We start from the raw sequence: 26,518 nt of genomic DNA, 5'->3' as shown, positions 1-26,518 counted from the left end.
ACTGCATGAAAATACTCGTAACAGGAGCAACAGGCTACATAGGTAAAAGATTAATACCGTTATTACTTAATGATGGCCACACAATTATTTGCCCAGTTAGAGATAAAAAAAGAGCAGAAAACTATTATAAAAATCAAAAAAACATAGCGTTATTTGAAGCAGACTTTTTAGATGAAAATACCTTAAATACATTACCTAAAGACATAGATGCTGCTTACTATTTAATTCATTCGATGTCTAATTCTGCAAAAGAATTTCATGTTTTAGAAGAAAAATGTGCTTTCAATTTTAAAAATTTTACAGAAAAATCTGACATAAAACAAGTAATTTATTTAAGCGGAATTACGAATGATACCAAACTTTCTAAACATTTATTATCTAGAAAAAATGTAGAGAATGCATTAGCTTCAAAAAAATACGCATTAACTACTTTTAAAGCAGGAATAATTGTTGGTTCTGGAAGCTCTTCTTTTGAAATTATAAGAGATATTGTAGAGAAATTACCCGCAATGATTGCTCCTAAATGGTTAAATACAAAAACACAACCTTTAGCCATAAGAGATGTTTTATCTTTTTTATATAAATCTTTAGGTAGAACAGAATTGTACAATACGTCACATGATATTTTTGGCCCAGAAGTATTAACTTATAAAGAAATGTTACTGCAATTTGCAGAAGTAAGAAAATTAAAAAGATGGATTCTTACTGTTCCCGTAATGACACCAAAACTATCTTCTTACTGGTTGTATTTTGTTACCTCTACATCATACAAACTAGCAAGTTCTTTAGTAAATTCTATGGGTGTTGAAGTAATTGGCAACAAGAGTAACATTAATAAAATTCTAGACGTAAAACCAATGTCTTACAAAAAAGCTGTAAAACTGGCTTTTAAAAAAATTGAACAGAATAGTATTATTTCTAGTTGGAAAGATTCTTATGTAAGTAGCGGAAAACTAAAAAATTACGTTCATGAATTTATAAATGTACCAGAATTTGGCTGTTTTAAAGATTTCAAGAAAAGAAAAGTAAAAAATAAAAAAGAAGCGTTAGATAGAATTTGGGCAATTGGAGGAGAAACAGGTTGGTATTACGGTACTTTTCTATGGAAAATTCGTGGCTTTATAGACCAACTATTTGGAGGCGCAGGAATACGAAGAGGAAGAAGGCACCCAACAGAATTATATGCAGGTGATGCTTTAGATTTTTGGCGCGTAATTTATGCAGATAAAGAAAACGGCAAACTCCTACTCTACGCAGAAATGATTTTACCGGGAGAAGCTTGGTTAGAATTTAAAATAAAAGATGGTATTATTTATCAAACAGCAACTTTTAGGCCTCATGGTCTTGCTGGTAGATTATACTGGTATTCTGTAATGCCATTTCATTGGTTTGTTTTTAATGGAATGATTAATAACATTAATAAATAATTTTGAAAAAAGAAAACCTACCAGAAAAAACCTGCTTGGTATGCCAAAGACCTTTTACTTGGCGAAAAAAATGGGAAAAGAACTGGAACGATGTAAAATATTGTAGTGAAAAATGCAGAAGAAACAAGAAAATACAGGCTTAATTTGGTTTCGTAATAACTTACGAGTAAATGACAATGCTTCATTAGAAAAAGCTAGAAATAATCATTCTAAAATAATTGCAATTTATTTTTTTGATCCTAAATTATTTAAAGTCGATGCTTATGGTTTTACAAAAACAGCGAAACACAGAACAAAGTTTCTTATAGAAACAATAGCAGATTTAAAGAGAAACTTATTAGATCTAAACATTACACTTCTTACCTATTTAGAAAGTCCGGAAGATCGAATTTATAAAATTTGTGACACCTTTTCTATCAATACTATTTACACGCAAAAAGAATGGACAAGTGAAGAGCTTGAAACTAATAATTCTATAAAAAACACTCTTTTAGATTCGATAGACATTGTAGAAGATTACGACCAATTTCTCTACAACCCAGAGACTGTTTCTAAAGATTTCTCTAACATACCAAATGTTTTTACCGTCTTTAGAAAAAAACTAGAGAAGACTGTAAAAATAAAGGGAGTAGTTTCCATATCTAAACTACCTCCAGAAAATCTAATTGAAAACAAAACAACAATTCCAAGTTTAGAAGATTTCAATTTTAATAACTTTAAGCAAAGTACAAAATCTGCTTTCCCATTTTCAGGCGGAGAAACCACAGCATTGGAAAGAATAGATTATTATTTATTTAAAACTAAAAAAATTGCTTTTTACAAAAAAACCAGAAATGGTTTAGTAGGTATAGATTATAGTACAAAATTCTCACCTTGGTTAGCAAACGGCAGTTTATCTGCAAAGACTATTTATTGGAAAGTAAAAGAATTTGAAGCTGAACACGGTGCAAATGACTCTACCTATTGGGTAATTTTTGAACTAATTTGGAGAGATTACTTTAAATACATATCGCTTAAATACAATTCGAAAATTTTTAATATCGGCGGAATATTAAATAAAGAATATAATTGGAATACAAATAGAGAGCAAATAGACCAATGGATTAATGGCGAAACAAAAGATAATTTTGTAAATGCCAATATGTTAGAGCTGCGAGAAACAGGATGGATGAGTAATAGAGGTAGACAAAATGTAGCTTCTTATTTTACAAAAGAACTCTTGCTAGATTGGAGAATTGGCGCTGCATATTTCGAATCTACACTACTAGATTATGATGTACACAGTAATTACGGTAATTGGATGTATGTTGCGGGCGTAGGAAATGACCCAAGAGACAGAAAATTTAACACTCAATTACAAGCTAAACGATATGATGCAGATTATAAATTTAGAAAAATTTGGTTAGAAAAAACATTATTTTAAAATGAAAAAACTACGTCTAATTTTAGGAGATCAATTAAACAGTAAACACTCTTGGTTTTCAGAAACCAATAAAGATGTAATTTACTGCCTATTTGAGATGCGTCAGGAAACAGATTATGTAACGCACCATATTCAAAAAATTGTTGGTTTTTTTGCAGCAATGAGAAATTTTGCAAAAGAATTAAAAGAAAAAAACCACAATGTTATTTATTTTAATATAAATGATAAGGGAAATACACAGAGTTTAACCGAAAACTTATCACGCTTAATTAAAGAAAATAATATAGATAATTTCGAATATCTATCGCCAGACGAATACCGCTTAGACAAACAATTAAAAGATTATTGTACAAATTTAAATATTGCCTCTAATGTTTTTTCTACAGAGCACTTTTACACAGAAAAAAAAGATTTAGAGACCTTTTTTAAAGGTAAGAAACAATTTTTGATGGAGAATTTTTACAGAAATATGCGTAAAAAACATCAAATTTTAATAGTTGATAATCAGCCAGAAGGCGGAAAGTGGAATTTTGATGCCAGCAACCGTAAGAAATGGAAAGGAGAAGCATTAATTCCTCAAGAAATTAGTTTCGATATTAATGTTCAAGAAATAGTATCTGATATAGAAAAAGCAGAGATAAAATCAATTGGAAAAATTAATTCGAAATATTTTGAATACCCTATTTCTAGAAAACAATCTTTAAAACAGCTTTCCTATTTCTGCGAACATCTGTTAGTTCATTTTGGCGATTTCCAAGACGCAATGCATACAGATAAAATCTACTTGTTTCATAGTAGAATTTCATTTGCAATGAATACCAAAATGATTTCTCCTAAAGAAATTATAGACAAAGTTTTAGATACTTACAGAAAACAAGAAGACAATATCGACATATCGCAAGTAGAAGGTTTTATTAGACAAATTTTAGGCTGGCGAGAATACATGAGAGGAATGTATTGGATGTTAATGCCAGATTACAAAAAAGAAAACTTCTTAGAAAATAAAAACAAATTACCTAATTTTTTCTGGACAGGTAAAACAAAAATGAATTGCCTAAAAAATGCAATTAACAACTCTTTAGACAACGGTTACGCGCACCACATACAGCGCTTAATGATAACAGGAAATTTCGCACTGCTAACACAAATCAATCCAGACGAAATAGACGCTTGGTATTTGGGCATATATGTAGACGCAATTGAATGGGTTCAACTACCTAACACACGAGGCATGAGTCAGTTTGCAGATGGCGGTAAAATAGCTACCAAACCCTATGTTTCTAGCGGAAGTTATATTGGAAAAATGAGCAACTACTGCGACGCTTGTAGCTATAAAAAAGCAAAAAAATTCGAGGACGATGCATGCCCTTTTAACACACTTTATTGGAACTTTCTAGATGAAAAGCAAGAAAAATTATCTTCTAATTTTAGAATGAAAATGATGTACAGCTTATTAAATAAAATGTCTTCTGAAGATAGATCGAAAATAAAAGAAAAAGCAAATCATATTATAGAAAACTTAGATGAATACTAATCGAGAAGAAATACATGTTGTTTGGTTTAAACGTGATTTACGTTTGCAAGATAATGAGGCAATTAAAAATGCCTTAGAAAATAATAAACGTGTGCTTTTCTTATACGTTTTTGAAAACTCTTTAATTAATGATGATCATTATGATGAGCGCCACTGGGGTTTTATAAAACAATCTATATTAGACTTAAACACAGATTTAAAGAAATACAACACCAAAGTTCTTTGTGTACAAACAGAAGTTGTAACCGCCTTTAATCAAATTTCTGATTCTTATAAAATAAATACAGTTTTCTCTCACCAAGAAACTGGCTTACTAATAACTTATAATAGAGATAAAGAGTTTACACGATACTGTAGAAATAACTCTATAAATTGGACGGAAAACACAAATAATGGTGTTTTAAGAGGTTTAGTAAATAGAGAAGATTGGTTCGATAAATGGGATGATTACATGTATGATTCTCAGATTAAAAATAAATTTGACGAAAACCAATTTATTAATTTTGAAGAAATTAATGAATTAGAAAAATATTTTCAAACAGTTAATTTAGAAACTAAAAAAGAAGCTCCTTTTCAAAAAGGAGGTACAAAAATGGCCTGGAGATATGCAAATACCTTCTTTGAAAAACGTCATGAAAAATACATGTTTAACATCTCTAAACCCGCTTTAGCTAGAGAAAGCTGTAGTAGATTATCGCCATACATAGCCTGGGGAAATGTTTCAATTCGTCAGATATTTCAAGAAGCAACAAAACACAAAACAGAAGCGAACAAAAGACATTTAGGTGCTTTTGTTTCTAGACTTCGTTGGCAAGCGCATTTTATACAAAAATTTGAAATGGAACATACCATGGAAGAAGAAAGTATAAATAAAGGATATCAAAAGTTAAAAAAAAGCATTTCTACAGAATACCAAAAAGCTTGGAAAGAAGGTAAAACAGGTTTCCCTTTAATAGATGCCTGCATGCGCTGTTTGCAAGAAACTGGCTACTTAAATTTTAGAATGCGCGCAATGCTAATCTCTTTCTTTACCCATATTTTATGGCAACCATGGCAAGCATCATCTAAACACTTATCTAAATTATTTTTAGACTTCGAACCGGGCATTCATTTTCCACAACTACAAATGAATGCTGGTGAAACAGGTATTAATATTTTAAGAATTTATAGCCCAATTAAGAATAGTTTAGAGCATGATGCAGATGCTACATTTATAAAAAAATGGATTCCTGAACTTGCACATTTATCCACGGCATTTATACACGAACCTTATTTAATGACTCCATTAGATCAACAATTTAATAATTTTGAATTAGGTATAAATTACCCAAACCCAATTGTAGATGTTAAGGTTGCACGTAAAAAAGCGAGTGACACACTCTGGAATATGAGAAAAAACAAAGAAGTTAGGGAAGAAAGTGAACGAATTTTAAAAAAACATACACTTACTAGTAAAAATAGGCTAATAAATACCGATTAAGACTTATTTTGTTTATGTTTAAATAATTTTTGTTTAACTTATATTAAAAATACTTAAACATAATGATATTTTTTTGTATCTTTGAGTAATGATATTTAACACTACTTATAAAAATAAAGAAGCTACAAGTAAGATTAATACTACTTTGGGCAAATCTTATAGTTTTTTTGAAGCTATAAAATTAGGTGGTGTAGGATCTAAAAGAATGATTATTGATGGTGTAAGTCCAGGATTTCTAAAGGTTATTAATACCGTTTCAGATATTAACTACGGTAATATAGAACTTAGAGAGAAAGGTATTATAATTCATATAAATAAAGGGTTACAGAACTATAGTTGGGCAATACCATATTACCAATTACATACGTACAAAACAGATGGTTTTAGTATTCATGCACAAGGAAATTTTGTGCACTTTAAGAATAATAAAATGCTGAAAGAAAATAAAAAATTTATCGACAGAGTTACAAACTTTAAGATAGAGAATGACAAACAATATCAATTCTATTAAATGAAAGAACTAAATGGCACATCTATTGATAGAGTTATAGAAATGGCGTGGGAAGACAGAACAACTTTCGAAGCAATTCAATTTCAATTCGGTTTAAAAGAACAAGAAGTTATAGATTTAATGCGAAGAGAAATGAAGCTGAAGAGTTTTAAAATGTGGCGTAAAAGAGTACAAGGAAGAAAAACGAAACATGAAAAACTAAGAACATTTGCTAAAGGAAGATTTAAATGCTCTAGACAAAGATCCATATCTAATAACTCTATAACATAATAATAAAATAGTGCTTTGCTTTAATAATTAAGGTACTTAAAAGACAGCACATAAAAAAGACAAAATGATTACAAAAGAAGAAACAGAAAAAATAAACAATTACTCAGACCAAGAGATTGGAGATGACCACATGTTTACTGGCTTAAAAACACCAATGAAAATTGATGCTTTTAAACTTTCTGATGAGGCTAAAAAAGAGAAAATCGCAACTTTATTTTCTGAAATAATGGATGTTATGGGCTTAGACCTAACAGATGATTCATTAAAAGGAACTCCTAAAAGAGTTGCCAAAATGTACATTGATGAGATTTTCTCTGGGTTAAACCCAGCAAACAAACCAAAAGTTGCGTTGTTTGACAATAAATATCAATACAACCAAATGTTAGTAGAGAAAAATATAACCTTCTACTCTAACTGCGAACATCACTTTGTACCAATAATTGGTAAAGCACATGTAGCTTATATTTCATCAGGAAAAGTAATTGGCTTATCCAAGATAAATAGAATTGTACAATATTTTGCGAAAAGACCGCAAGTTCAAGAGCGCTTAACAAACCAAATTGCTGAAGAATTAAAGAATATTTTAAACACTGAAGACGTTGCTGTTATTATAGATGCAAAACATCTTTGCGTTTCGTCTAGAGGTATTAAAGACGATACTTCTACTACCGTAACCTCTTATTTTGGAGGCGCGTTTGAGAGTCAAGAAAAAATAGTAGAATTACAAAACACATTAAAATACTAAGTATGGAATTAATAGATAAAGCACTAGAATTTGAAACTAGAAAAATGAGATTTCCTACTACTAGCGACCGTATTATGGCAGCTAGAGAAGCAAAAGAATTAATTCTTAGCTTAAATGAAGTTTACAAAGAAAATAAGGATGATAACATTATGGACATCATGAAAAGATTAACCCTTATTAAACAAAGGATTGAAAGACGTTTAAAAGGAAAACCTTTAACTTCTTAATATTTAATAAACTTTTTTATTGTTTTTCTAACATTTATAATTATATTACCGATTATAAAAACTGAAAAGTAATAATGAATTTATTAGAAAGAGCTGAAGAATTTGAACATAGAAAGTTCTCATTTAAAACAACGAGTGATAGAATTGTAGCATCTAGAGAAGTGAAAGCACTTATTTTAGAGCTAAACGAAGTATATAAAGTAGAAAAAGATCTAGAAATAATGGATCAAATGAAGCGTTTAACTGCTGTAAAGCAAAAAATAGAAAAACGCTTGAAAGGAAGACCTTAAAAGCATATGAGAAAAATAGTAATAGTTGGAGGAAGCAAAGGAATTGGAGAAGCAATTGTAAATTCTTTAGTTGATAAAAATAAAGTTGTAAACATTAGTAGATCAGCTCCTTTGCAGCCTCACGCTAATCTAACTCATTATAATTGTGACATTCTAACAGATGACTTACCAGAAATTGAAGAAATAGACACTTTAATCTATTGTCCCGGAAGCATCAATCTTAAACCAATTTCTAGACTAAAATTAAACGATTTTAGAGAAGATTTTGAAATAAATGTTGTTGGAGCTGTAAAAACAATTCAACAATACCTTCCTAAATTAAAAAAAGGAGACAAGCCATCTATCTTATTATTTAGTACAGTAGCAGCAAAATTAGGTATGCCTTACCATGCAAGTGTTGCCGCTGCAAAATCTGCTGTAGAAGGTTTAACTAAATCTCTAGGAGCAGAATTAGCACCAGTAATTCGTGTAAATGCAATTGCACCTACTGTTACAGAAACAGATTTAGCATCGAAACTTTTAAGAAATGACAAAATGATAGAAAATATCACGGAACGTCATCCGCTTAAAAAATTCTTAAAACCAAACGAAGTAGCAGACTTGGCAACATTTCTTATTTCTGATAAAGCAAGCTCTATCTCTGGTCAAATTTTTGAACTTGATTGCGGAATTGTAAGTTTTAAAATATAAAAAACATGACAGATATCTATAATATTAAGATCAATAGCCTACAAAATAAAGCTATTGACTTATCCGAGTACAAGAATAAATTTATTCTTTTTGTTAACGTAGCTTCTAAATGCGGCTTTACTTCACAATATAAAGAATTAGAAGAGTTATACAAAAAACATAAAGAAAACTTAATGATAATAGGCTCTCCTTGCAATCAATTTGGTAGTCAAGAACCAGGTGATGCAGATGACATAGCTGCTTTTTGTAAAGTTAACTTTGGTGTAACTTTTTTAATGACAGAAAAAATTGATGTAAAAGACAGCAAGCAACATCCTTTATATAATTGGCTTACTGATAAAAATTTAAATGGTACAAAAAGTTCTTCTGTAAAATGGAACTTTCAAAAATACTTGGTTTCTCCTGAAGGAAAATTAATTGATTATTATCTTTCTATTACAAAACCACTAAGCTCTAAGATTACAAAACAATTAAAATAAAAAAATATGTTTGGCCTATTTAAGAAAAAGTCTGAAGTTGAAAAACTTCAAGAAAAATATAAAAAAATAATGGAAGATGCTTACAAATTACAATCTATAAATAGAACAGATAGTGATACAAAGTATAAAGAAGCAGATGACATATTAAAAGAAATAGGAGTTTTACAAGGAAAATCTTAAAATGAAACAGCTAAAATTAACCTTACTTTTTTTAATAATAAACTTTGGAGGCTTAGCAATTGGAAGTTGGCTAATGAACAATGGACCTCTTACTAATTGGTATACAAATTTAAATCAAGCACCATGGACGCCACCAGGAATCGTTTTTGGAATCGCTTGGACTCTTATAATGATTTGCTTTGCTATTTATTTAGGCAAACTCTTTAAAGAAGAAAATACAAAAAAAAATAAACTAGCATTTCTACTTCAATTTATATTAAATGTAAGTTGGAATTTTATCTTTTTCAATCAGCATTTTGTTTTATTAGGACTGATAATCATTACACTTTTAACCGCTCTTTTATTTGTTTACTTTCTTAAACTAAGCAACAAGGTTAATAATTATAAATACCTTTTGTTACCATATATAATTTGGCTATGTATTGCAACCTCATTAAACCTTTATATTCTAGTTCATAATTAAGATGAAAATATACACACTCCACAAAAAACAGCAATTACCAATATCATTAGAAACAGCATGGGATTTTTTATCAAACCCAAGAAATTTAAAGGTAATTACACCAGATTATATGAGTTTTAATATTGTTTCTAATATAGACAAACCTTTATATACAGGTCAAATTATTCAATATATAGTAACACCTCTTTTAGGAATTAAAACAAAATGGGTTTCAGAAATAACACATATAGAAGATAAAAAATACTTTGTAGACGAACAAATGTATGGCCCTTATGCATTATGGCATCACAAGCATTTTATTAAAGAAATTGATGGTGGAGTAGAAATGGAAGATATTATAGATTATAAAGTTCCATTAGGTATTTTAGGTCAGCTAGTACATCCTATTTTAGTAAAACCAAAATTAGAAGAGATTTTTAATTACAGGCAAAAGAAATTAATTGAACTTTTTGGTGAATATAAAAAATAATGGAAAAAGTAAATATTTTTTGGTTTCGAAGAGATTTAAGACTCGACGACAATGTTGGTTTTTACAACGCATTAAAAAGTGAAATACCTGTTCTTCCTATTTTTATTTTTGATGAAGAAATTTTAAAAAAGCTACCAAAAGAAGATGCTAGACTTAGCTTTATACATGAAAAACTACAAGAAATTCGAACTACTTTAATAAATAAGCACAAAAGTAGTATTGCTCTTTATCATGGAAATCCTATAGAGATCTATGAAAAATTAATTAAGGAATACAGCATTAACACTGTTTTTACAAACAGAGATTATGAACCTTATGCGAAAGAAAGAGATGATAAAATTCAGGAATTATTAGAAAAAAATAATATTGAATTTAAAACATTTAAAGATCAAGTAATTTTTGAGGAAAACGAAGTTGTTAAAAAAGATGGATTACCATATGTAGTTTACACTCCTTTTATGAAGGTTTGGAAAGAAAAATTTAAAACTATTAATTTAGGTTTCTATTATACAAGCTCATTTTTAAAAAACTTAGTAAAGAATAAAGAATTACCAAATCTTAGCTTATCTGATATTGGTTTCACAAAATCAAATCAAAAAATAGAAGACTATACAGTAACTCCTACTCTTATTCAAACTTACGAAGAAACTCGTAATTTCCCTGCTTTAGACAGCACTTCTAAATTAGGGCCACATTTACGTTTTGGAACTGTTAGTGTTAGAAAAATGGTAGAAAAAGCCATTTCTGAAGAAAACGAAATTTTCTGGCAAGAATTAATTTGGAGAGAATTTTTTACACAGATTTTATGGCACTTCCCTCATACATCTAAAACTTCTTTTAAGGCCAAATATGAAAGAATAGAATGGAGAAATAATGAAGATGAATTTAATAAATGGTGTGCTGGAGAAACAGGTTATCCTTTAGTAGATGCAGGAATGCGTCAATTAAACCAAACAGGGTTTATGCATAACAGAATTAGAATGTTAGTGGGTAGTTTTTTATGTAAACACTTATTAATAGATTGGAGATGGGGCGAAGCTTATTTTGCAGAAAAACTCCACGATTATGAAATGGCAAGTAATGTTGGTAATTGGCAATGGATTGCAGGTTCTGGCGTTGATGCTGCACCATATTTTAGAATTTTTAACCCTACAACTCAAATTAAAAAGTTTGATAAAGATTTAGAGTACATTAAAAAGTGGGTTCCAGATTTTCAAGAATTCACCTACCCTAAAGAGATTGTAGACCACAAAGAAGCCAGAGAAAGGTGCTTACTTACTTATAAACAAGCTTTAAATTAAAACAATAGGTTGTCCTTTTTTACTTAATAAGTAGAATAAAACATTGAATGTCAATTAAAATAAATTTTTAAAGACAACAAAAGATAGAAAAATTCGTTAAAAGAAACATAAGGTAGAAAAATTGTAAAAAAGCAGTTTTTCTATTCTAATTAAAATTATTATTTCTTGATAAAAAGCTTCAATTTAGGTTGAAGCTTTTTTTATTAAAAATAAATCACTTTTCATTTGGTTGTGTTCTAATTTTGTATTTAATTTGCCATCTGAAAATAAAAGCCGATGTAGCTCAGCTGGCTAGAGCAGCTGATTTGTAATCAGCAGGTCGTGGGTTCGAGTCCCTCCATCGGCTCAATTTCTTAAAAACCTCAAAATTAATTTTTTGAGGTTTTTTTTATTCTCAAAAACAAGAACTCCATCAAACTTATCAATCGTTAAATTCATACTAAACCTTATTACGCTTTAAAAAAACGGAAGAAAAAAAAGAAGCTTATTATAGCCATAAAACAAAGCATGTATCGTTTAAAAAGCAATTAGAACTAAAAATACTCACCAAGTTGATTCTGAAAAAAAACATTGATAGCCTATAAATTTGTATTTTTATAATATCTTTACTTTTTTAAGCAAATATTTTATCAAAATCATAATTTTTTATGCTAATTATTGGAATTGCAGGTGGAACTGGAAGTGGAAAAACAACAGTTGTTAATCAAATTATTAAACAATTACCAACTGACGAGGTTTGTGTAATTTCTCAAGACTCTTATTATAATGCAACAGATAGTTTGCCTTATGAAGAAAGAGCTAAAATTAATTTTGATCATCCTAGAGCGATCGACTTCGAATTAATTATTAAACATTTAAAAGCTTTAAAAACCGGAAAAACAATTAACCAACCCGTGTATTCTTTTGTAACACACAATAGAACTAAAGACACTGTAAAGACACACCCCAGAAAAGTGGTAATTGTAGAAGGTATACTAATCTTAAATAATAAAGATTTAAGAGATTTATTTGATATAAAAATATTTGTACATGCAGAAACAGATGAGCGTTTAATTAGAAGATTAAAAAGAGACATCAGTGAAAGAGGTAGAAATATCGACGAAGTTTTAAGCAGATATCAAACAACCTTAAAACCTATGCACCAACAATTTATAGAGCCTACAAAGAATTTTGCAGATTTAATTATACCTAATGACAGGTATAATACTGTTGCAATAGACATTGTTAGAACTGTTATAAACGAACGTTTATAGAAATGTCTTTAAACAGCATAAAAAATAATAGAGCTTTTAAAATTCTGACAAATACTTTTGTCTTAATTTTTATTCCTTTTTTTGTATGGATGTTATTTTTTGACGAAAACTCTTATTTGGTTCACAGAAAATTTAACCAAGAAATAGAAGATTTAGAAAGTACAATTTCATTTTATAAAATAAAAATAGCAGAAGACAAAGCAACTATAAAAAAACTAGATGATTCTTTACAGCTAGAACGTTTTGCTAGAGAAAAGTATTTAATGAAAAAAGAAAACGAAGATATTTATATTATAGAGTTTGATACCATAAAAAAGTAATGAGTAAATTTCTATTTAGCGAATTCGAAGAAACATCACCAACTGCCTGGAAACAAAAAATTCAAGTAGACTTAAAAGGTGCTGACTATAATAAAACGTTACTTTGGACAACTAATGAAGGAATTACAGTAAAACCTTTTTATACAAAAGAAGACAGAACAAATTATAGTGTAAAACTACCTAAAGAAGAGTTTAAAATTTGCCAGACAATTATTATTTCTGATGAAACCACAACAAATGAGTTCGCTTTAGATGCATTAAAAAGAGGTGCTACTGCCATTCAATTCATAGCAAACAGAAAATTTGATTATAAACTTCTATTAGATAACTTAGGCTTTAATTCTTTAAACATTTACTTTAAGTTAAATTTTTTAGACGCTGATTTTATTAAAGAATTATCTAAATATGTAAATTCTAACAAATGCTACTTTCAAATAGATATATTAGGAAACCTTGCAGAAGTTGGTAATTGGCATATAAATTTAAAAGAAGATTTTGGGAAATTAGAAGAAATAGTAAAAACTATTGATAACTCTGTTTCTGTTTCTGGAGATTTATATCAAAATGCAGGTGCAAACATTGTACAGCAATTAGCCTACACTTTAGCACACGCAAATGAATATTTAAACTATTTTGGTGCAGAAAACGCAGGTAAAATTCATTTTCAATTCTCTGTTGGTGGTAATTATTTTCATGAAATCGCAAAATTAAGAGCTTTCCGTTTATTATGGGAATCACTTTTAAAAGAATATGATGTTATAGATATTAAAGCCCATATTTTTACACAGCCATCTTCTAGAAATAAAACACTTTATGACTATAATGTAAACTTACTTAGAACTACATCTGAATGTATGAGTTCTATTCTAGGTGGCTCAGATACCATTTCTAATATCTCTTATGATAAAATTTATGCAGATAAAAATGAATTTGGAGAGCGTATTTCTAGAAATCAGCTATTAATTCTTCAGCAAGAAAGTGGTTTTAAAAATGCACAAACTATTGCTAACGGAAGTTATTATATAGAATCTCTTGCAGAACAGATGGCAGAAAAAGCCTTAATTATATTTAAGCAAATAGAAAAAGGCGGTGGCTTTCTACATCAGCTAAAAGAAGGCAATATTCAAAGAAAAATAAAGGAAAACACAGTAAAAGAAGAAGATCTGTTTCTTAAAAATGAAATTGTTTTATTAGGAACAAATTTACAACCTAATAAAGAGAACTTCATGAAAGGAAATATAGAATTAGATCCTTTTGTAAAACAGAGAAATATAAAAACTTTGTTTCCGCCAATTATAAGAAAAAGACTTTCTGAAAACTATGAAAAGAAAAGATTAAAAGAAGAAAGTAATTCACATTAAAGAAAATAATTTGAGTAAAAATAAAGAAATAATAGCGTACCAAAAAGAACAAACAATTCTAAAAAAAGAAGTTCTACATATAAAAAAAACGATGCCTGTTTATATAATAGGAACTGTCTTTTTTATGTTTTTAATTGTTTTTGCTATTGAAGGTAAAGTATACACTTATTTTGGAGGTACTTTAAATTTTATGGCATTCAGTACCTTTTTTACATTAATTATTTGTGTTCTCTATTTTTACAACAGTCAGAAAAAAATAAAAGAAAAAGAAAAATTATCTAAGGCAATTAGTTCTAAGTTATATAATTTAATGAAGCTTGAAGATGACTAGAAAATCTATCGAAAACATATCACTTTCTAAAAAACAACCAACCGCTAAAGAATCATTTCTTCACGAAGGTTTTGTTGCTGGTATTGCTCCTAATTTAAGAGGTCCATACTCTACGATGTACGTAAGAAGACCTTGGACAATTAGACAATACGCAGGTTTTTCTACTGCACAAGAAAGTAATGCTTTTTATAGAAGAAACTTAGCTGCTGGCCAAAAAGGACTTTCTGTTGCTTTTGACTTAGCTACTCATAGAGGTTATGATTCAGATCATGAACGCGTACAAGGAGATGTTGGTAAAGCTGGTGTTGCTATAGATTCTGTAGAAGACATGAAGGTTTTGTTTGATCAAATTCCGCTAGATAAAATGTCTGTTTCCATGACTATGAATGGTGCCGTCTTACCAATTTTAGCCTTTTATATTGTTGCTGCAGAAGAGCAAGGCGTTTCTCTAAGTGATCTTTCAGGAACCATTCAAAATGACATATTAAAGGAGTTTATGGTACGAAACACGTACATCTATCCTCCTGCACCATCCATGAAAATTATTGCAGATATTTTTAAATATACTAGCAAATACATGCCAAAATATAATTCTATTTCTATTTCTGGTTACCACATGCAAGAAGCAGGTGCAACTGCAGATATTGAACTTGCTTATACACTTGCAGATGGCTTAGAATATATTAGAAAAGGAATTGAAGCAGGAATGGATATCGATTCTTTTGCTCCAAGGTTATCTTTCTTTTGGGCAATTGGTATGGATCATTTTACAGAAATAGCCAAATTAAGAGCAGCAAGAATGTTGTGGGCTAAAATTGTAAAAAAATTCAATCCTAAAAATCAAAAATCATTAGCCTTAAGAACACATTGCCAAACAAGTGGTTGGTCTTTAACAGAACAAGATCCTTTTAATAATGTTGCTAGAACAACAATTGAAGCAATGGCTGCAGCTTTTGGCGGCACACAAAGCTTGCACACAAATGCTTTAGACGAAGCAATTGCTTTACCTACAGATTTTTCTGCAAGAATTGCTCGAAACACTCAAATTTACTTACAAGAAGAAACAAATATTACAAAAACAGTAGATCCTTGGGCGGGAAGTTACCATATAGAAAAACTTACAGAAGACATAGCAAATGAAGCTTGGGCACTAATTGAAGAAGTTGAAGAATTAGGCGGAATGACTAAGGCTATTGAAAAAGGAATTCCGAAAATGAGAATTGAGGAAGCCGCTGCAAAAAAACAAGCAAAGATTGATAGCGGGCAAGATGTAATTGTTGGCGTAAACAAATATCAATTAGAAAAAGAAGACCCTTTACATATTTTAGAAGTAGATAATGAAGCTGTTCGTAATTCTCAAATTGAAAGATTACATGAATTAAAAGTAAATAGAAATAGTAAAGATGTAGAAAAATCTTTATCCGATTTAGTAGAAGCTTCAAAAAACGGAAAAGAAAATTTATTAGATTTAGCTGTAAAAGCAGCAAGAAACAGAGCTACTTTAGGTGAAATTTCAGATGCTTTAGAAATTGAATTTGGCAGACATAAAGCAGTTCATAAAACAATATCTGGCGTGTATAGTAAAGAAATAAAAGAAGATAAACTTTTTAAAGAAGCAAAGGATTTAGCAGATAAATTTGCTGAGTTAGAAGGAAGACGTCCAAGAATTATGATTGCTAAATTAGGGCAAGATGGCCATGACAGAGGAGCAAAAGTTGTTGCAACCGGTTATGCAGACTTAGGTTTCGATGTAGATATTGGGCCACTATTTCAAACACCTAAAGAAGCTACAAAACAAGCCGTAGAAAATGATGTACATATTTTAGGAATTTCTTCTTTAGCTGCAGGTCACAAAACTTTAGTACCGCAAGTTATTGCAGAACTAAAAAAATATGAACGCGAAGATATTATGGTAATTGTTGGTGGCGTAATACCCGCGCAAGATTATCAATTTTTATTTGATGCTGGTGCTGTTGGTGTTTTTGGCCCAGGAACAAAAATTGCACAAGCAGCAATAGATATGTTAACTATTTTAATAGATAGTGTTGCTGATTAATCATCAGCAATTATTTCATAAAAATATTTTCTTTATTTGAAACGTTTTCTTTTGGAATCTCATTGAAGAACTCAGCCGCTTCTGTACTTGACGCTCCACCATAAGATGCTAAAAAAGTACCTTTCCCTTTATATTTTGTTTCTAGAATAAATAACATAGACATGTCTGATGGATTACTCATTCCTTCAAACCGGTGTTCTGCAACTATAAAAACTTCATTAGGTAGGTACTTACTTTTTGTTTTATTGTTTATCAGTAGATTGCCACTAACTCTGTAACTATTTATATATCCTACTGCTTCATATTTCTTAATAATTTCTAACTCATTTTTAGAGGTATTCATTTTTATCATTAATTTAGGTTCAATACAAAGTAAAATGAATTAGTTATTAGTTAATGCCACAAATCATTTAGATTTTAACGCAATCAGAAAAAAATTAAAACTCTAATGAACTCTTATTTATATGATAAGAGTTAATTTAATACCTTCATAATCTTAATCTTTGTAAAAAATAAAAGCAATGGCAATTTTAGGAAATATAATTAAAGGAATTATCAATTTAACAGATACACTTTCTTCGGAAACAAATCATATAGAAGCTCAAAAAGAAGTTTTAAAAAACTTACTTGAAACTGCTAAAGAAACACAATTTGGTAACTATTATAATTTTGAAGAGATTCTTACTTCAGAAAACATTGAAAAAGCATTTGCCAAAAAAATACCCTATTTCGATTATAACTCTTTGAATGAAAAATGGTGGTATAAACTTCATAATGGAGAAGAAAATGTAACATGGGTTGGTAACCCTTCCTATTTTGCTTTAAGCTCTGGTACCACAGGTAAAACAAGTAAAAAAATTCCGGTTACAGATGAAATGATTGCCGCCATAAAAAGTTCTGGTATTAAACAAGTTACCGCTTTAAATAACTTCGATTTACCTGCAGATTTTTTCGAAAAAGACATTATGATGTTAGGAAGTTCTACAGATCTTGCAGAAAAAGAAGATCATTTAGAAGGAGAAATAAGCGGTATTAGTGCAAGTAACATTCCTTTTTGGTTTAAAGGTTATTACAAACCAGGTGAAGAAATTGCAAAAATTGAAGATTGGGATGAACGTGTACAACATATTGCAGAAAATGCTAAAACATGGGATATTGGTGCTTTAAGCGGTATTCCTGCTTGGATAGAACTAATGTTACAAAAAGTGATTGAGTTTCATAATTTAAAAAACATTCATGAGATTTGGCCTAATTTAAAAGTATATACATCTGGTGGTGTTGCTTTTGGTCCTTATGAAAAAAGTTTTAAAGCCTTGTTAGGAAAACCTGTTACAGTTATCGACACTTATTTAGCTTCTGAAGGATATATTGCCACACAAGTAAGACCAGATACAGATGCAATGCAGCTAAACACAGAAAATGGTATTTATTTCGAGTTTGTTCCAATGAATCCAGATTATATAAACGCAGATGGTTCTATAAAACAAAATGCACCTTCTTTAACTCTAGAACAAGTTAAAACAAATACAGATTATATTTTAATAATAAGTACCGTTAGTGGAGCTTGGAGGTACTTAATTGGTGATACTATTGAATTTACAGATGTCGAAAAAGCAGAAATTAAAATTACGGGTCGTACAAAATTCTTTTTAAACACTGTTGGTTCTCAGTTATCTGTTAATAAAATGGATGATGCAATTAAATATTTAGAGGAAAAATTCTCTACAAGAATTACAGAATATACTATTTGTGCAAAACGATTTGAAGATGATGAATTTTACCATTCTTGGTATTTAGGTTCTGAAATGATAAACGAAAATGATAAAATTGTTACAGCTTTAGATGATTATCTAAAAAATGCAAATAAAAACTACAGCGTTGCTAGAAGTAAAGCACTAAAAGGAGTTAAAGTAAAAGTAATTCCTGTTGAAAATTTTTATGATTGGAATGACAATAACAAGAAAAAAGGTGGGCAAGTAAAAATGGAGCGTGTTATGAAAGAAGAAAAATTTGCTGATTGGGAAAAATTTGTGACACAAAATTCTAAAAAATAAGAAATTATGAAAACAACAACTAGTATAAATCCTGCTACAGAAGAAGAAATTACAAGTTACAACAGAGTTTCTGAGGAAAGCGCAAAAGAGAAAATTGCAAAAGCAAACGAAACTTATAAAACTTGGAAAAAAACAAGTTTTAATGAACGTTCTAAATTAATGCATAAACTTGCTAATATTTTTGAAGAGAACAAAGAAAAATATGCACAGTTAGCAACATTAGAAATGGGAAAAGTTATTGAACAATCTCGTAAAGAAATAGAAAAATGTGCTTTAATATGTAGATATTATGCAGATAATATAGCCAATCTATTAGCCGATAAAACTGTAGAAACAGAAGCCAGTAAAAGTTATGTAACGTTTCAGCCATTAGGTGTAACATTAGCTGTAATGCCTTGGAACTTTCCTTTTTATCAAGTTATTCGTTTTGCTGCACCTGCAGTAATGACAGGTAACACCGGCGTTTTAAAACATGCATCTAACGTACAAGGTTGTGCTTTTGCTTTAGAAGTGGCTTTTACAGAAGCTGGTTTCCCTAAAGGAGTTTTCACAAACTTAAATGTAACTTCAGATGCTATAAAAACAATAATAGAAGATAAAAATATTGTTGCAGTAACATTAACTGGTAGTGAGCCTGCAGGACGCTCAGTTGCTAAAATTGCAGGAGAAAATTTAAAAAAGACTGTTTTAGAGTTAGGTGGAAGTGATGCTTATATTATTTTAGAAGATGCAGATTTAGAAAAAGCTACTGATCTAGCTACTTATGGTAGACTACAAAATAATGGACAAACTTGCATTGCTGCTAAACGTTTTATTGTTTTAGAAGAAATTTATGATGAATTCTTAAGCCTCTTTACAAAGAAAATGAAAGCAGCTAAAATGGGGGCACCAACAGACAAAGATGTTTACTATGGCCCAATGGCACGAGTAGATTTACGTAATGAAATTCATGAGCAAGTTCAAAAAACAATTAAGCAAGGAGGAAAATTAATTTTAGGAGGAAAAATTCCTGATAGAAAAGGTGCTTATTATCCTGCAACAATTTTAGGTGATTTAAAACCAGGTATGGTTGCTTTTGATGAAGAACTTTTTGGACCAGTAGCATCTGTTATTAGAGCAAAAGACGAAAATGAGGCTATAGAACTTGCCAACAATTCTACTTTTGGTTTAGGTTCTGGTGTAATTACAAGTAATACTAAAAGAGGAGAAAAAGTTGCGTTACAATTAGAAGCTGGTAATAGTTTTGTAAACAAACTAGTAACTTCAGACCCAAGATTACCTTTTGGTGGAATTAAAAATAGTGGTTATGGGAGAGAGCTTTCTAGTTACGGAATTAGAGAATTTGTAAACACAAAGTCTATTTGGATTGATTAATTTTATTTTAAAAATTAATATAAATTAAAAACCTTCACTAAAATAGTGAAGGTTTTTAATTTGTACAGAAAAAATGCTTATTCAATTTTCTCTAAATTCTCTTTTAATTTATCTCTATCTTCAACTAAAACCATAATTTCTTCTGGAGACAAATAATATCTTTTAATACGATTTTTATACTCTTCAGTTATATCTGCATGATTCAAAATAAAATTTTTAGTTTTTAAAATATAAGATTCCATTTTATGTTTTACAGCAAAACTATCAGCAGCTCTTTCAGCTTCAACAATATGGTTGTCTGAAAACAAATATTTAAATCCGAACCAAATAAGATTTAACTTACTTCTATCTTGGTAATCCATAATATGACCCAGTTCATGCCCAATCCAACCAATAAAAATATCTTTAGGTATATCTCTTGTAGAAAATTCTTTATCAGAAATCTTAAACTTCTCGCTAATTAAAATTAAAAATTTTCTGTTTTTTTTTGATTTAAAAAAACTATCAAAGGTTGGTCTCGCTTGCATTGTAGACTTTTTAATATTTTTTTTAAAAGTGAATTCTATATGTATATTTTTTAACTGCGGATAATAATTTAACGCTGTTTCAACCTCTTCTTTTATAGATTTAGGAATTATATGATATTCAAACATAAATATTGTGATTTTTTTAAAACTTTATTACATAAATATACCGCTAACTAGAAGTTCATTTGTGCTTTTATGCTTAAATTTGTAACTCTTTTAAAAAGCATTTCATAAGGATGAAAAAATTATTCAGTTTCCTCTATTCTACTCGTTTAATGGCCATATTATTTATCTTATTTGCTACAGCCATGGCAATCGCAACTTTTATAGAAAATGATTTTGGTACACAAACCTCTAAAGCACTTATTTACAATGCTTGGTGGTTTGAAGCAATTATGGTTTTCTTTGTCATAAATTTCTTTGGAAATATCTTTAGATACAGATTATACAAAAAAGAGAAATGGCCAGTTTTAATGTTTCATGGCGCTTTTTTATTAATTCTTGTTGGTGCAGGAATTACACGTTATGTTGGTTATGAAGGTATTATGTTGATAAAAGAAGGTGAAACTACCAATAAGTTTCTATCTGAAACAACATATTTAAATGCTATTGTAGATGATGGAAACAGTCAGAAACCAGAAGTAAATGCACAAATAATGCTTTCTGCTTGGGGTACAAATTCTTGGTCTTATACAGACAATTTTAAAACAGAGGATAACAATATCGATTTTAAATTCGAATTGGTAGATTATATTCCTTGGGCAGAAAAAAAGTTAATAGAAGACGAAAATGGTATTGAACACTTATTTTTCGTAGAATCTTCTGAAGGAACTAGACATGAACATTGGATTAAAAAAGGAACGATACAAAACATTCATGGTGTTTTAGTAGGTTTTGATGCAGAGAATGACAATGCTTCTATAAACTTTTCTAATAAAGAAGGCGCGCTTAAAATGACGTCTAAAAACAATGGAGATTGGTTTAGAATGGCAGATCAAAAGAAAGGAACTGTCGTAAAAGATTCGGTTCAGAATTTTCAATATTTAACACTTCATAATATAGGTAAACTACAATTTGTAATTCCAAGACCTGCAGAAAGGGGAATTATGAAAACGATTAGTGGCCCTAAAGATGATAAAACACAAGATGTTATTATTGTTGATATAACAGCAAATAACAAAACTGAGAGAGTAGAATTAAAAGGTGGAAAATTTAATTCTGAAGGTTCTAAAGAAGTTTCTGTTGGTGGTTTAAATTTTAGAGTTTTATATGGCGCTAAAATTTTAGAAACTCCTTTTAATATTAAGTTAAATGATTTTCAATTAGACAAATATCCAGGTTCTGAAAGTGCTGCTGCTTACGCAAGTGAAGTTACAGTTATAGATCCTAAAGAAACTTTTGATTACAGAATTTTTATGAACCATATTTTAGATCACGAGGGTTATAAGTTTTTCCAAGCAAGTTATGATTTGTCTGGTGAAAAAGAAGAAACTCATCTTTCTGTAAATCATGATTTTTTAGGAACTTTTGTTACCTATTTTGGGTACTCTTTATTATACACTGGTTTAATTTGTATTCTCTTTGCAAAAAACACTCGTTTCGATGATCTTAAAAAAGGATTAGCAAAAATTAGAAAGAAGAAATTAACAATGTCTATTGTAGCTACATTACTTTTATCTAGTTTCAGTTTTGGGCAACATGCAAATAATCATCAACCAAATAAAATTACCCATCAACAAATAGATTCTATTTTAAAAGCCAATATGGTGGATGCAAAACATGCTGAAAGCTTTAATAAATTGGTTATTCAGGATAATGGTAGAATGAAACCTGCACATACTTTTGCTTCTGAATTGGTAAGAAAAGTAAGTAAAACAGAAAAATTTAAAGATATGGAACCTAGTCAGGTTTTATTATCTATTATAGAAAATCCAAGACTTTGGTTTGAAGTTCCTGTTATTTATTTAGAAAAAGGAAATACAGAAATTAGAGATTTTATAGGTGTTGCACAAACAACTGAATATGCCGCTTTATCAGATTTTATAACACCAACTGGTATTTATAAAATAGAAAAGAAAGTTGCGGAAGCACAAAAGACTAAAATAAAAAACAAGTTTCAAAAAGATTTAATAAAAATAGATAGAAGAATTGGTTTATTATATTCTGCAATTGGTGGTGGAATTCTAAAGATTTATCCAATTCCTGGTGATGAAAATAACACATGGGTTTCTCAGCCAGAAACATCTACAGCTAATTTTAAAGGAACAGATTCTGTTTTTGTTCGTCAGTCTTTACCTGTTTATATTCAGTTTTTACAAAAAGCTAAAAAAACAAATGATTATTCTGAAGCAAATAAAATTTTAGACGGAATTAAAACATTTCAACAAAAGTTTGGTTCAGAAGTACGTCCTTCAGAAAAGAAAATAGATTTAGAAATTTCATATAATAAGATTCAACCCTTTCAGTTACTCTCTAAGTATTATGGTTTTTTAAGTGTCTTTTTAATAATATTTGTTATTTGGCAAATATTTAATTCTAAAAAATGGATTGGTAAAACTGTAAAAATATTATCAATTGGTGTTGTTGGCTTATTTATCTTTCACACTTTAAGCTTAATTTCTAGATGGTATATAAGTGGTTATGCACCTTGGAGTAATGCTTATGAATCTATTATTTTTGTTGCTTGGGCTACAATGTTATTTGGGCTTTTTATGGGAAGAAGATCTGCATTAACAATTACTGCGACTACTTTTCTTGTGGCAATTACATTAGGTTTTGCACATCAAAACTGGCTAGACCCAGAGATTGCTAACTTGCAACCTGTTTTAAATTCTTGGTGGCTTTTAGTACACACTTCTATTATTGTTGCTAGTTACGGTCCGCTTTCTTTAGGTATGATTTTAGGAATCTTTGCTCTTTTATTAATGGTTTTTACCAATGATAAGAATAAAAAGAAAATGGATTTAAACATTAGAGAGATTACTATTATTAATGAGATGGCTGTTACTGTTGGTTTAATAATGTTAACTATTGGTAACTTTTTAGGCGGAATGTGGGCTAATGAAAGTTGGGGACGTTATTGGGGTTGGGATCCTAAGGAAACTTGGGCATTAATTTCTATTATGATTTATGCTTTTGTTTTACACATGCGTTTAATACCGGGTTTACGTGGTAGATATACTTTTAATTTATGGTCTATAATTGCATATGCTTCTATTATGATGACTTATTTTGGGGTAAATTTCTACTTAGCAGGTTTACATTCTTATGCTAGTGGAGATAGAGTTATTACACCAACTTCTATTTATTATTCTGTTGGTTTTGTATTAATTTTAGGAACCTTTGCATTTATTAAATATAAAAAATATTATAAAAAATAATTTTAAAGAGAAGTAAGGAATTATTTTCATAAGAAAATGTATTTTTGCTTCTCAATCATCAACCTTAAAACCTCGATTTTATCGAGATTTCAAAAAGAAAAATAGTGTATGTTTCATAAAAATATTAAATTAATTTTAGCCGGTATAATTTCAGTTTGGGCAGTATATCAATTTACCCTAGGAAATATTATGAACGGAATTTCTGTTTTATTATTAGCAGGCCTTTTTGTTTTATTTTACTTTAAAAACGAATTTATTTTACTAGCGTTTTTACAGTTACGTAAACAAAATTTTGCAGGTACTAAAAAGTGGTTAGACTATATTAAAAACCCTGAAGCTGCTTTAATTGTTAAGCAACAAGGGTATTTTAACTATTTACATGGTATTATGTTAAGCCAAACAAATATGACTCAAGCAGAAAAATATTTGCGTAAAGCTGTAAAATTAGGTTTAGCAATGGATCATGATTTAGCTATGGCAAAATTACAGTTAGCTGGTATTTCTATGACTAAAAGACGTAAACGTGAAGCTACTATCTTAATGGCAGAAGCTAAGAAACTAGACAAGCATGGTATGTTAAAAGAACAAATGCAACAAATGAAACAACAGATGAAGAAAATTTAATTTTCTTTTAAATTACAATTCCAATTAACAACAATAATTAGAAATGTAACTTACATATAAAGCACAAAAAAATCCGATGAAATTAATTTCATCGGATTTTTTTATTTCTAATAGATATCTCTTTATTGTATTCTTGTTAATGTAAGATCTGCGTTGTACTTCACAATAAACAATCCTTTATTTTCTGTTGTTTTAAAAGCCTTGTCTGTATAATCAAACTTAGTTTCTACTCTATAAGAATAACCTTCATCTAAAGTAGACTTTAAGCTGTTACCAGACGCTAAACGCATTAAAACATCATAAGTTACATCGAAACCTTTTGTTGCGTAAGAAGATGGTAATACACCATTTTTAGCTAAATATTTTCTATTAAAATCCATGGCTTTAAAAGCATCTTCTCTAACATACTCATCGCTAACATAAGTAAAACCTAAGTGCGCTAATTTAGCATTGTCTATATTATCAAAAGCGCTTACCTTATCAAAAGTAAAAACTGTTGCTGTAGTTTCTGCAGGCAAACTAATTAAGCTATTAATTGCACTTGCTACAATTATATTATCGCTGGTAGTAATCACCACAATATTCTTCATCTTTGGTTTAAGAACATCTGTAAATTTAGATTTCTTAATGTAACCGTCTTTAGGCGTAATAAGACTAACGCTATTTATAGAATCATGAGATTTAAGAATCTCTCTAATTTTGTTTGCGCTAGAATTAGATTCCGTTTTGCCGTCTCCAACAATAATTATGTTACCATCGTAAAAATTACCTTCTATATATTTTAATAATTTATCTCTAAATAAATCTTTATTAGGCGAAGTTTTAATAATTCTACTAGATGTAAATTTCGATTGTTTTTTAGAATACACGGGAAAAACAATTGATGTATTTACATTATCTGCTAAAAACTGAACCTCTTCTGAATATAAAGGGCCAATGATAACATCGTTGTCTTTAAGGTTATTTTCTGCTACAATTGTTTTTATTTTTGTACTGTTTTTACCAGTATCAAAAACTGTAACATCTAATTCTACACCTTGTTTTCTTAAAGAATCTATTGCTATTTCTGCACCCAAATAAAAATCTGTTACAATGTTAGATAGTTTACTATTCTCAAAAATATCTTTACTAGAAAGCGCTTCTAACTCAGCAGCTCTAAAAGGAAGCATAATTGCAGCCTTAACAGAAACACCTCTTTTAATGTCATCTTTGTAAAGTAATTCATCCTCCTCTATAAACTCATCTATAGGCATAATTTTAATTAGTTGCCCTAATTTTAAGCCTTCTGATAAAGCAGGGTTTAAACTAATTAAGTCTTCTCTAGTTACATTGTAGAATCTAGTTAGACTATAAAAAGTATCGCCCTTTTTAACTTCGTGAATTTTAAACTCCTTCTCTAACTCTGCAATTAACAAATTTCTTTGTTTTTGCTTTTCAGAAATTACAACAGTTTTAGAATCTTCTTTTTCGGTATTAGAACCAGCAACAACATCCTTATTATTATCCTTATTTATAGTACCCTTTTTCAAATCCTTATTAGGAATTATAATTACGGTATTTGTTTCAGGATTTCTACTTACATCAGGATTAAGACGTAATAAATCTTTGGTTTTCATGTCCAATTTCTTGGCAATAACACGCATCGATTCTCCTTCTTTAACTTTATACTGAACGTATTTTTTTTGTTGACCGCAAGAAACGGTAAACGTTAGAATACACAGAAAAACAAAAAATTTAAGATGTTTCATA

General features: G+C 29.6%; 28 protein-coding genes and 1 tRNA gene. 26 read left to right on the top strand and 3 right to left on the bottom strand.

Annotated features, from left to right (window positions below; translation table 11 throughout):
* The first annotated feature begins 5 nt into the window (after positions 1–5).
* The 22 genes from SHK09_RS13025 to scpA all read left to right on the top strand — a co-directional run bounded on the left by SHK09_RS13025 (position 6) and on the right by scpA (position 16,810).
* Entirely contained in the window at positions 6–1,427 is a 1,422-nt protein-coding gene (locus SHK09_RS13025; protein ID WP_319811221.1) for an SDR family oxidoreductase, read from the top strand.
* 2 nt (positions 1,428–1,429) lie between these two features.
* Positions 1,430–1,570 carry a DUF2256 domain-containing protein gene (locus tag SHK09_RS13020; protein ID WP_319811220.1) on the top strand — a complete coding sequence of 47 codons (141 nt, stop codon included), beginning with the start codon at positions 1,430–1,432 and terminating at the stop codon, positions 1,568–1,570.
* Positions 1,540–2,850 carry a DASH family cryptochrome gene (locus tag SHK09_RS13015; protein WP_319811219.1) on the top strand — a complete coding sequence of 437 codons (1,311 nt, stop codon included), beginning with the start codon at positions 1,540–1,542 and terminating at the stop codon, positions 2,848–2,850. The genes SHK09_RS13020 and SHK09_RS13015 overlap by 31 nt, the downstream gene beginning before the upstream one ends.
* Before the next feature lies 1 nt (position 2,851).
* Positions 2,852–4,384 carry a cryptochrome/photolyase family protein gene (locus SHK09_RS13010; protein ID WP_319811218.1) on the top strand — a complete coding sequence of 511 codons (1,533 nt, stop codon included), beginning with the start codon at positions 2,852–2,854 and terminating at the stop codon, positions 4,382–4,384.
* Positions 4,374–5,864: a cryptochrome/deoxyribodipyrimidine photo-lyase family protein gene (locus SHK09_RS13005; RefSeq protein ID WP_319811217.1), complete on the top strand. Its 1,491-nt coding sequence runs from the start codon at positions 4,374–4,376 to the stop codon at positions 5,862–5,864. Before SHK09_RS13010 ends, SHK09_RS13005 begins: the two co-directional genes overlap by 11 nt.
* Positions 5,865–5,952: 88 nt before the next feature.
* Positions 5,953–6,375 (top strand): hypothetical protein, encoded by a 423-nt coding sequence (locus SHK09_RS13000; protein ID WP_319811216.1) that lies wholly within the window; start codon positions 5,953–5,955, stop codon positions 6,373–6,375.
* The gene (locus SHK09_RS12995; protein ID WP_319811215.1) at positions 6,376–6,645 is read left to right on the top strand and encodes a TIGR03643 family protein; all 270 of its coding nucleotides are present in this window, start codon (positions 6,376–6,378) and stop codon (positions 6,643–6,645) included.
* Positions 6,646–6,709: 64 nt separating this feature from the next.
* Entirely contained in the window at positions 6,710–7,390 is a 681-nt protein-coding gene (gene folE, locus SHK09_RS12990) for a GTP cyclohydrolase I FolE (protein ID WP_319811214.1), read from the top strand.
* 2 nt (positions 7,391–7,392) lie between these two features.
* Positions 7,393–7,617 (top strand): hypothetical protein, encoded by a 225-nt coding sequence (locus SHK09_RS12985; protein WP_319811213.1) that lies wholly within the window; start codon positions 7,393–7,395, stop codon positions 7,615–7,617.
* 74 nt (positions 7,618–7,691) lie between these two features.
* Complete coding sequence (locus SHK09_RS12980; RefSeq protein ID WP_087520715.1) at positions 7,692–7,907, top strand: hypothetical protein; 216 nt, start codon at positions 7,692–7,694, stop codon at positions 7,905–7,907.
* A gap of 6 nt (positions 7,908–7,913) precedes the next feature.
* Positions 7,914–8,597 (top strand): SDR family oxidoreductase, encoded by a 684-nt coding sequence (locus SHK09_RS12975; RefSeq protein WP_319811212.1) that lies wholly within the window; start codon positions 7,914–7,916, stop codon positions 8,595–8,597.
* Positions 8,598–8,602: 5 nt separating this feature from the next.
* Positions 8,603–9,076, top strand: coding sequence for a glutathione peroxidase (locus SHK09_RS12970; protein WP_319811211.1), 474 nt, complete (start codon positions 8,603–8,605; stop codon positions 9,074–9,076).
* 6 nt (positions 9,077–9,082) lie between these two features.
* Positions 9,083–9,256 carry a Lacal_2735 family protein gene (locus tag SHK09_RS12965; protein WP_319811210.1) on the top strand — a complete coding sequence of 58 codons (174 nt, stop codon included), beginning with the start codon at positions 9,083–9,085 and terminating at the stop codon, positions 9,254–9,256.
* Between the two features lies 1 nt (position 9,257).
* Positions 9,258–9,719, top strand: a complete 462-nt coding sequence (locus tag SHK09_RS12960) for a TspO/MBR family protein (protein WP_319811209.1) — start codon at positions 9,258–9,260, stop codon at positions 9,717–9,719.
* 1 nt (position 9,720) lies between these two features.
* Positions 9,721–10,188 carry an SRPBCC family protein gene (locus SHK09_RS12955; RefSeq protein ID WP_319811208.1) on the top strand — a complete coding sequence of 156 codons (468 nt, stop codon included), beginning with the start codon at positions 9,721–9,723 and terminating at the stop codon, positions 10,186–10,188.
* On the top strand, positions 10,185–11,489 hold the full coding sequence (locus SHK09_RS12950; protein WP_319811390.1) for a deoxyribodipyrimidine photo-lyase: 1,305 nt from the start codon (positions 10,185–10,187) through the stop codon (positions 11,487–11,489). The genes SHK09_RS12955 and SHK09_RS12950 overlap by 4 nt, the downstream gene beginning before the upstream one ends.
* 272 nt (positions 11,490–11,761) lie before the next feature.
* Positions 11,762–11,835 (top strand) — tRNA-Thr (locus SHK09_RS12945).
* A 301-nt stretch (positions 11,836–12,136) separates the two neighbouring features.
* The gene (gene udk, locus SHK09_RS12940; RefSeq protein WP_319811207.1) at positions 12,137–12,742 is read left to right on the top strand and encodes a uridine kinase; all 606 of its coding nucleotides are present in this window, start codon (positions 12,137–12,139) and stop codon (positions 12,740–12,742) included.
* A gap of 2 nt (positions 12,743–12,744) precedes the next feature.
* On the top strand, positions 12,745–13,062 hold the full coding sequence (locus SHK09_RS12935) for an FtsB family cell division protein (RefSeq protein ID WP_319811206.1): 318 nt from the start codon (positions 12,745–12,747) through the stop codon (positions 13,060–13,062).
* The gene (locus SHK09_RS12930; protein ID WP_319811205.1) at positions 13,062–14,423 is read left to right on the top strand and encodes a methylmalonyl-CoA mutase subunit beta; all 1,362 of its coding nucleotides are present in this window, start codon (positions 13,062–13,064) and stop codon (positions 14,421–14,423) included. Before SHK09_RS12935 ends, SHK09_RS12930 begins: the two co-directional genes overlap by 1 nt.
* Before the next feature lie 10 nt (positions 14,424–14,433).
* A complete protein-coding gene (locus SHK09_RS12925) occupies positions 14,434–14,754 on the top strand; it encodes a hypothetical protein (protein ID WP_319811204.1) in 321 nt (106 codons plus the stop codon).
* Positions 14,747–16,810 carry a methylmalonyl-CoA mutase gene (gene scpA / locus SHK09_RS12920; protein ID WP_319811203.1) on the top strand — a complete coding sequence of 688 codons (2,064 nt, stop codon included), beginning with the start codon at positions 14,747–14,749 and terminating at the stop codon, positions 16,808–16,810. Before SHK09_RS12925 ends, scpA begins: the two co-directional genes overlap by 8 nt.
* 10 nt (positions 16,811–16,820) lie before the next feature.
* Here scpA and SHK09_RS12915 read toward each other — a convergent pair whose 3' ends face one another.
* A complete protein-coding gene (locus tag SHK09_RS12915; protein ID WP_319811202.1) occupies positions 16,821–17,162 on the bottom strand; it encodes a hypothetical protein in 342 nt (113 codons plus the stop codon).
* A 169-nt stretch (positions 17,163–17,331) separates the two neighbouring features.
* Between SHK09_RS12915 and SHK09_RS12910 the strand changes: the two genes are divergently transcribed.
* Positions 17,332–18,864, top strand: coding sequence for a GH3 auxin-responsive promoter family protein (locus tag SHK09_RS12910; RefSeq protein WP_319811201.1), 1,533 nt, complete (start codon positions 17,332–17,334; stop codon positions 18,862–18,864).
* A gap of 6 nt (positions 18,865–18,870) precedes the next feature.
* The gene (locus SHK09_RS12905; protein WP_319811200.1) at positions 18,871–20,238 is read left to right on the top strand and encodes an NAD-dependent succinate-semialdehyde dehydrogenase; all 1,368 of its coding nucleotides are present in this window, start codon (positions 18,871–18,873) and stop codon (positions 20,236–20,238) included.
* 77 nt (positions 20,239–20,315) lie between these two features.
* On the opposite strand, the gene SHK09_RS12900 is transcribed toward SHK09_RS12905, so the two are convergent.
* Positions 20,316–20,891 carry a hypothetical protein gene (locus tag SHK09_RS12900; RefSeq protein WP_319811199.1) on the bottom strand — a complete coding sequence of 192 codons (576 nt, stop codon included), beginning with the start codon at positions 20,889–20,891 and terminating at the stop codon, positions 20,316–20,318.
* Between the two features lie 110 nt (positions 20,892–21,001).
* Between SHK09_RS12900 and ccsA the strand changes: the two genes are divergently transcribed.
* The gene (gene ccsA, locus SHK09_RS12895; protein ID WP_319811198.1) at positions 21,002–24,145 is read left to right on the top strand and encodes a cytochrome c biogenesis protein CcsA; all 3,144 of its coding nucleotides are present in this window, start codon (positions 21,002–21,004) and stop codon (positions 24,143–24,145) included.
* A gap of 108 nt (positions 24,146–24,253) precedes the next feature.
* Positions 24,254–24,769, top strand: a complete 516-nt coding sequence (locus SHK09_RS12890; protein ID WP_319811197.1) for a DUF2892 domain-containing protein — start codon at positions 24,254–24,256, stop codon at positions 24,767–24,769.
* A gap of 122 nt (positions 24,770–24,891) precedes the next feature.
* On the opposite strand, the gene SHK09_RS12885 is transcribed toward SHK09_RS12890, so the two are convergent.
* The gene (locus tag SHK09_RS12885) at positions 24,892–26,517 is read right to left on the bottom strand and encodes a LysM peptidoglycan-binding domain-containing protein (protein ID WP_319811196.1); all 1,626 of its coding nucleotides are present in this window, start codon (positions 26,515–26,517) and stop codon (positions 24,892–24,894) included.
* Between the last annotated feature and the right edge of the window lies 1 nt (position 26,518).

Origin of the sequence: Polaribacter sp. PL03 (assembly GCF_033875165.1) — a bacterium.
Lineage (GTDB): Bacteria > Bacteroidota > Bacteroidia > Flavobacteriales > Flavobacteriaceae > Polaribacter.
This window is presented reverse-complemented; position numbering and strand designations above follow the sequence as displayed.

What these genes read in the sequence shown, in the direction of transcription:
- SHK09_RS13025 (WP_319811221.1), top strand. Translation starts at nt 6, where the DNA reads ATGAAAATACTCGTAACAGGAGCAACAGGCTACATAGGTAAAAGATTA.
- SHK09_RS13015 (WP_319811219.1), top strand. Translation starts at nt 1,540, where the DNA reads ATGCAGAAGAAACAAGAAAATACAGGCTTAATTTGGTTTCGTAATAAC.
- SHK09_RS13010 (WP_319811218.1), top strand. Translation starts at nt 2,852, where the DNA reads ATGAAAAAACTACGTCTAATTTTAGGAGATCAATTAAACAGTAAACAC.
- SHK09_RS13005 (WP_319811217.1), top strand. Translation starts at nt 4,374, where the DNA reads ATGAATACTAATCGAGAAGAAATACATGTTGTTTGGTTTAAACGTGAT.
- SHK09_RS13000 (WP_319811216.1), top strand. Translation starts at nt 5,953, where the DNA reads ATGATATTTAACACTACTTATAAAAATAAAGAAGCTACAAGTAAGATT.
- SHK09_RS12995 (WP_319811215.1), top strand. Translation starts at nt 6,376, where the DNA reads ATGAAAGAACTAAATGGCACATCTATTGATAGAGTTATAGAAATGGCG.
- folE (WP_319811214.1), top strand. Translation starts at nt 6,710, where the DNA reads ATGATTACAAAAGAAGAAACAGAAAAAATAAACAATTACTCAGACCAA.
- SHK09_RS12985 (WP_319811213.1), top strand. Translation starts at nt 7,393, where the DNA reads ATGGAATTAATAGATAAAGCACTAGAATTTGAAACTAGAAAAATGAGA.
- SHK09_RS12980 (WP_087520715.1), top strand. Translation starts at nt 7,692, where the DNA reads ATGAATTTATTAGAAAGAGCTGAAGAATTTGAACATAGAAAGTTCTCA.
- SHK09_RS12975 (WP_319811212.1), top strand. Translation starts at nt 7,914, where the DNA reads ATGAGAAAAATAGTAATAGTTGGAGGAAGCAAAGGAATTGGAGAAGCA.
- SHK09_RS12970 (WP_319811211.1), top strand. Translation starts at nt 8,603, where the DNA reads ATGACAGATATCTATAATATTAAGATCAATAGCCTACAAAATAAAGCT.
- SHK09_RS12965 (WP_319811210.1), top strand. Translation starts at nt 9,083, where the DNA reads ATGTTTGGCCTATTTAAGAAAAAGTCTGAAGTTGAAAAACTTCAAGAA.
- SHK09_RS12960 (WP_319811209.1), top strand. Translation starts at nt 9,258, where the DNA reads ATGAAACAGCTAAAATTAACCTTACTTTTTTTAATAATAAACTTTGGA.
- SHK09_RS12955 (WP_319811208.1), top strand. Translation starts at nt 9,721, where the DNA reads ATGAAAATATACACACTCCACAAAAAACAGCAATTACCAATATCATTA.
- udk (WP_319811207.1), top strand. Translation starts at nt 12,137, where the DNA reads ATGCTAATTATTGGAATTGCAGGTGGAACTGGAAGTGGAAAAACAACA.
- SHK09_RS12935 (WP_319811206.1), top strand. Translation starts at nt 12,745, where the DNA reads ATGTCTTTAAACAGCATAAAAAATAATAGAGCTTTTAAAATTCTGACA.
- SHK09_RS12930 (WP_319811205.1), top strand. Translation starts at nt 13,062, where the DNA reads ATGAGTAAATTTCTATTTAGCGAATTCGAAGAAACATCACCAACTGCC.
- scpA (WP_319811203.1), top strand. Translation starts at nt 14,747, where the DNA reads ATGACTAGAAAATCTATCGAAAACATATCACTTTCTAAAAAACAACCA.
- SHK09_RS12915 (WP_319811202.1), bottom strand. Translation starts at nt 17,162, where the DNA reads ATGATAAAAATGAATACCTCTAAAAATGAGTTAGAAATTATTAAGAAA.
- SHK09_RS12910 (WP_319811201.1), top strand. Translation starts at nt 17,332, where the DNA reads ATGGCAATTTTAGGAAATATAATTAAAGGAATTATCAATTTAACAGAT.
- SHK09_RS12905 (WP_319811200.1), top strand. Translation starts at nt 18,871, where the DNA reads ATGAAAACAACAACTAGTATAAATCCTGCTACAGAAGAAGAAATTACA.
- SHK09_RS12900 (WP_319811199.1), bottom strand. Translation starts at nt 20,891, where the DNA reads ATGTTTGAATATCATATAATTCCTAAATCTATAAAAGAAGAGGTTGAA.
- ccsA (WP_319811198.1), top strand. Translation starts at nt 21,002, where the DNA reads ATGAAAAAATTATTCAGTTTCCTCTATTCTACTCGTTTAATGGCCATA.
- SHK09_RS12890 (WP_319811197.1), top strand. Translation starts at nt 24,254, where the DNA reads ATGTTTCATAAAAATATTAAATTAATTTTAGCCGGTATAATTTCAGTT.
- SHK09_RS12885 (WP_319811196.1), bottom strand. Translation starts at nt 26,517, where the DNA reads ATGAAACATCTTAAATTTTTTGTTTTTCTGTGTATTCTAACGTTTACC.